General features: G+C 54.9%; 1 protein-coding gene, 4 tRNA genes and 3 rRNA genes. All 8 read right to left on the bottom strand.

Translation table 11 applies throughout. The features are described 5' to 3' along the window. The coding region (locus M3I54_RS43775) for a GTP-binding protein (RefSeq protein ID WP_236597258.1) at positions 1-267 on the bottom strand (267 nt) is incomplete at its 3' end. Between the two features lie 109 nt (positions 268-376). Next, positions 377-451: transfer RNA gene (locus tag M3I54_RS43770), tRNA-Thr, on the bottom strand. 32 nt (positions 452-483) lie between these two features. Next, positions 484-557: transfer RNA gene (locus M3I54_RS43765), tRNA-Gly, on the bottom strand. A 67-nt stretch (positions 558-624) separates the two neighbouring features. After that, positions 625-710, bottom strand: a tRNA-Tyr gene (locus M3I54_RS43760). 143 nt (positions 711-853) lie between these two features. After that, positions 854-967: ribosomal RNA gene (rrf, locus tag M3I54_RS43755) — 5S ribosomal RNA — on the bottom strand. 42 nt (positions 968-1,009) lie between these two features. Further along, positions 1,010-3,898, bottom strand: a 23S ribosomal RNA gene (locus M3I54_RS43750). 8 nt (positions 3,899-3,906) lie between these two features. Further along, positions 3,907-3,983, bottom strand: a tRNA-Ile gene (locus M3I54_RS43745). Positions 3,984-4,049: 66 nt separating this feature from the next. Beyond that, positions 4,050-5,580: ribosomal RNA gene (locus M3I54_RS43740) — 16S ribosomal RNA — on the bottom strand. The 16S, 23S and 5S rRNA genes sit together here with 4 tRNA genes alongside, the layout of an rRNA operon. Positions 5,581-5,639: the final 59 nt, after the last annotated feature.

The raw sequence follows: 5,639 nt of genomic DNA, 5'->3' as shown, positions 1-5,639 counted from the left end.
CACGTAGTCAGCGTGGCCCGGGCAGTCGACGTGTGCGTAGTGGCGGTTAGCCGTTTCGTACTCGACGTGCGCGGTGTTGATGGTAATACCACGTGCCTTTTCTTCCGGCGCTGCGTCGATCTGGTCGTACGCCTTCGCCTCGCCGCCGAACTTCGCGGTCAGAACCGTCGTGATCGCTGCCGTCAGCGTGGTCTTGCCGTGGTCAACGTGACCGATCGTGCCCACGTTCACGTGCGGCTTGGTCCGCTCAAACTTACCCTTGGCCATTTTCGACTCCTAAGAGGATTTTTCCGTACGTTGCGCGGGGCGCGCAAACAATCACTGGCTTGCTGCTGCCTGCTCGATGCGGGGCTTCTGAGGCCCGCTAGATACCGGCTGGTGCCCATGGGCAGGATCGAACTGCCGACCTCTCCCTTACCAAGGGAGTGCTCTACCACTGAGCCACATGGGCAAAAACTGCTCTGAACCGCTTTATTGCTTCGCTGGAGCGGGTGAAGGGAATCGAACCCTCGTCGTAAGCTTGGAAGGCTTCTGCTCTACCATTGAGCTACACCCGCGAGGTTCGCCGACCATTGCAACTGCTAGCGCAATCTTGCCGGCCCGACACTTACTACAGCTGAATTCTGGTGGAGGAGGTTGGATTCGAACCAACGTAGGCGTAAGCCAACAGATTTACAGTCTGCCCCCTTTAGCCACTCGGGCACCCCTCCGTAGAGAACTGATGATTATGGGGGAACATCCGAATCATGTCAAGCACTTTGTTCGGCGTCGAGCCCACAACGCTCTCACTTATAGGGAGAGCGGAAAAGCAAAAACCCCGGCTTTTTAGGGCCGGGGTTTCGCTTGTAGAGAAGCCTGACGATTACCTACTTTCACACGGGCAATCCGCACTATCATCGGCGTGGAGCTGTTTCACGGTCCTGTTCGGGATGGGAAGGGGTGGGACCAGCTCGCTATTCTCAACCTGTGCGTCCTGCTCACCCACGCGGGGCGGAGGCACACCTGTTATAGGATCAAGCCTTACGGGCAATTAGTATCAGTTAGCTTAACGCATTACTGCGCTTCCACACCTGACCTATCAACGTCCTGGTCTCGAACGACCCTTCAAGGGGCTCGAAGCCCCGGGGATATCTCATCTCAAGGCGAGTTTCCCGCTTAGATGCTTTCAGCGGTTATCTCTTCCGAACATAGCTACCCGGCGATGCCACTGGCGTGACAACCGGTACACCAGAGGTTCGTCCACTCCGGTCCTCTCGTACTAGGAGCAGGTCCCTTCAAATATCCAGCGCCCACGGCAGATAGGGACCAAACTGTCTCACGACGTTTTAAACCCAGCTCACGTACCTCTTTAAATGGCGAACAGCCATACCCTTGGGACCGGCTACAGCCCCAGGATGAGATGAGCCGACATCGAGGTGCCAAACACCGCCGTCGATATGAACTCTTGGGCGGTATCAGCCTGTTATCCCCAGAGTACCTTTTATCCGTTGAGCGATGGCCCTTCCATACAGAACCACCGGATCACTATGACCTGCTTTCGCACCTGTTCGACTTGTGAGTCTCACAGTCAAGCACGCTTATGCCATTGCACTATCAGCACGATTTCCGACCGTACCTAGCGTACCTTCGTACTCCTCCGTTACCCTTTGGGAGGAGACCGCCCCAGTCAAACTGCCTACCATGCACTGTCCCCGATCCGGATTACGGACCAAGGTTAGAACCTCAAACAGATCAGGGTGGTATTTCAAGGACGGCTCCATGCAGACTAGCGTCCACACTTCACAGCCTCCCACCTATCCTACACAAACCGGTTCAAAGTCCAATGCAAAGCTACAGTAAAGGTTCATGGGGTCTTTCCGTCTAGCCGCGGGGAGATTGCATCATCACAAACACTTCAACTTCGCTGAGTCTCGGGAGGAGACAGTGTGGCCATCGTTACGCCATTCGTGCAGGTCGGAACTTACCCGACAAGGAATTTCGCTACCTTAGGACCGTTATAGTTACGGCCGCCGTTTACCGGGACTTCAATCAAGAGCTTGCACCCCATCATTTAATCTTCCGGCACCGGGCAGGCGTCACACCCTATACGTCCACTTTCGTGTTTGCAGAGTGCTGTGTTTTTATTAAACAGTCGCAGCCACCAGTTTATTGCAACCCCTTCACCCTTCTGGCGCAAGCCAGTCAAGCTACCAGGGCGTACCTTATCCCGAAGTTACGGTACCAATTTGCCGAGTTCCTTCTCCCGAGTTCTCTCAAGCGCCTTAGAATACTCATCTCGCCCACCTGTGTCGGTTTGCGGTACGGTCACTGTGAAACTGAAGCTTAGAGGCTTTTCTTGGAACCACTTCCAGTTGCTTCTTCACCTAGGTGAATGGCCTCGCACCCTTGAATCCCGCGCCCGGATTTGCCAAAGCGCCTTCTCCAATGCAAGGACCGGGACTTCCAACACCCGGACAACCTTCCGCGATCCGTCCCCCCATCGCATTTCACAATGGTGCAGGAATATTGACCTGCTTCCCATCAGCTACGCATTTCTGCCTCGCCTTAGGGGCCGACTCACCCTACGCCGATGAACGTTGCGTAGGAAACCTTGGGCTTACGGCGAGGGGGCCTTTCACCCCCTTTATCGCTACTCATGTCAGCATTCGCACTTCCGATACCTCCAGCACGCTTTTCAACGCACCTTCGCAGGCTTACGGAACGCTCTCCTACCATGCACATAAATGTGCATCCGCAGCTTCGGTATATGACTTAGCCCCGTTACATCTTCCGCGCAGGACGACTCGATCAGTGAGCTATTACGCTTTCTTTAAAGGGTGGCTGCTTCTAAGCCAACCTCCTGACTGTTTTAGCCTTCCCACTTCGTTTCCCACTTAGTCATATTTGGGGACCTTAGCTGGCGGTCTGGGTTGTTTCCCTCTTGACACCGGACGTTAGCACCCGATGTCTGTCTCCCGTGATTGCACTCTTCGGTATTCGGAGTTTGCTATGGCGAAGTAATCCGCAATGGACCCTTCAACCATGACAGTGCTCTACCCCCGAAGGTGATACACGAGGCACTACCTAAATAGTTTTCGGAGAGAACCAGCTATTTCCAGGTTTGTTTAGCCTTTCACCCCTATCCACAGCTCATCCCCTAACTTTTCAACGTTAGTGGGTTCGGTCCTCCAGCACGTGTTACCGTGCCTTCAACCTGGCCATGGATAGATCACCTGGTTTCGGGTCTACACCCAGCGACTGAACGCCCTGTTCGGACTCGCTTTCGCTACGCCTGCCCTATTCGGTTAAGCTTGCCACTGAATGTAAGTCGCTGACCCATTATACAAAAGGTACGCCGTCACCCCTTGCGAGGCTCCGACTGTTTGTATGCATGCGGTTTCAGGATCTGTTTCACTCCCCTCCCGGGGTTCTTTTCGCCTTTCCCTCACGGTACTGGTTCACTATCGGTCGATCACGAGTATTTAGCCTTGGAGGATGGTCCCCCCATCTTCAGACAGGATTTCACGTGTCCCGCCCTACTTGTCGCATACCTAGTTCTTCCATTCCGTCTTCGCCTACGGGGCTATCACCCACTATGGCCGCACTTTCCAGAGCGTTTGGCTGACGGTACGGATAAAGAATGCAGGCTGGTCCCATTTCGCTCGCCACTACTTTGGGAATCTCGGTTGATTTCTTTTCCTGCGGCTACTTAGATGTTTCAGTTCGCCGCGTTCGCCTCACATGACCTATGTATTCAGTCATGGATACTCCATTCGGAGTGGGTTTCCCCATTCGGATATCGGCATTGAGGATTGGTGGAGGATGACGGGATCGAACCGACGACCCCCTGCTTGCAAAGCAGGTGCTCTCCCAGCTGAGCTAATCCCCCAGTCACACAACTCAAGGGGACTGCCCGTCCACAGACAGTGGTGGGTCTGGATGGATTCGAACCATCGACCCCCGCCTTATCAAGACGGTGCTCTAACCGACTGAGCTACAGACCCCTGAGTCTGTCTTTCTTACAGCCGACAAGTGTGAGCGCTTAAAACGCAGTGAGCGATGAGCTCATGAAAGGAGGTGATCCAGCCGCACCTTCCGATACGGCTACCTTGTTACGACTTCACCCCAGTCATGAATCCTGCCGTGGTGACCGTCCTCCTTGCGGTTAGACTAGCCACTTCTGGCAAAACCCACTCCCATGGTGTGACGGGCGGTGTGTACAAGACCCGGGAACGTATTCACCGCGGCATGCTGATCCGCGATTACTAGCGATTCCAGCTTCACGCAGTCGAGTTGCAGACTGCGATCCGGACTACGATCGGTTTTCTGGGATTGGCTCCACCTCGCGGCTTGGCAACCCTCTGTTCCGACCATTGTATGACGTGTGAAGCCCTACCCATAAGGGCCATGAGGACTTGACGTCATCCCCACCTTCCTCCGGTTTGTCACCGGCAGTCTCCCTGGAGTGCTCTTGCGTAGCAACTAGGGACAAGGGTTGCGCTCGTTGCGGGACTTAACCCAACATCTCACGACACGAGCTGACGACAGCCATGCAGCACCTGTGTTACGGCTCCCTTTCGGGCACCCCCACCTCTCGGCAGGGTTCCGTACATGTCAAGGGTAGGTAAGGTTTTTCGCGTTGCATCGAATTAATCCACATCATCCACCGCTTGTGCGGGTCCCCGTCAATTCCTTTGAGTTTTAATCTTGCGACCGTACTCCCCAGGCGGTCAACTTCACGCGTTAGCTTCGTTACCAAGCCAATGAAGGCCCGACAACCAGTTGACATCGTTTAGGGCGTGGACTACCAGGGTATCTAATCCTGTTTGCTCCCCACGCTTTCGTGCATGAGCGTCAGTATTGGCCCAGGGGGCTGCCTTCGCCATCGGTATTCCTCCACATCTCTACGCATTTCACTGCTACACGTGGAATTCTACCCCCCTCTGCCATACTCCAGCGATGCAGTCACCAATGCAGTTCCCAGGTTAAGCCCGGGGATTTCACATCGGTCTTACATCACCGCCTGCGCACGCTTTACGCCCAGTAATTCCGATTAACGCTCGCACCCTACGTATTACCGCGGCTGCTGGCACGTAGTTAGCCGGTGCTTATTCTTCCGGTACCGTCATCCCCCCGGGGTATTAACCCAGAGGATTTCTTTCCGGACAAAAGTGCTTTACAACCCGAAGGCCTTCTTCACACACGCGGCATTGCTGGATCAGGCTTGCGCCCATTGTCCAAAATTCCCCACTGCTGCCTCCCGTAGGAGTCTGGGCCGTGTCTCAGTCCCAGTGTGGCTGGTCGTCCTCTCAGACCAGCTACGGATCGTCGCCTTGGTAGGCCTTTACCCCACCAACCAGCTAATCCGCCATCGGCCACCCCAATAGCGCGAGGTCTTGCGATCCCCCGCTTTCATCCGTAGATCGTATGCGGTATTAATCCGGCTTTCGCCGGGCTATCCCCCACTACTGGACATGTTCCGATGTATTACTCACCCGTTCGCCACTCGCCGCCAGGATTGCTCCCGCGCTGCCGTTCGACTTGCATGTGTAAGGCATGCCGCCAGCGTTCAATCTGAGCCAGGATCAAACTCTTCAGTTTAAACCTGTTACTGTTTTCGGTCTCTCTCGAGACCGGTCGCTCACTCAAAGCTGACAGGT

Source organism: Paraburkholderia sp. CNPSo 3274 (assembly GCF_024206475.1).
GTDB lineage: Bacteria > Pseudomonadota > Gammaproteobacteria > Burkholderiales > Burkholderiaceae > Paraburkholderia.
Note: the sequence above shows the minus strand (reverse complement) of the source record. Positions and strands in the feature narration are given on the sequence as shown.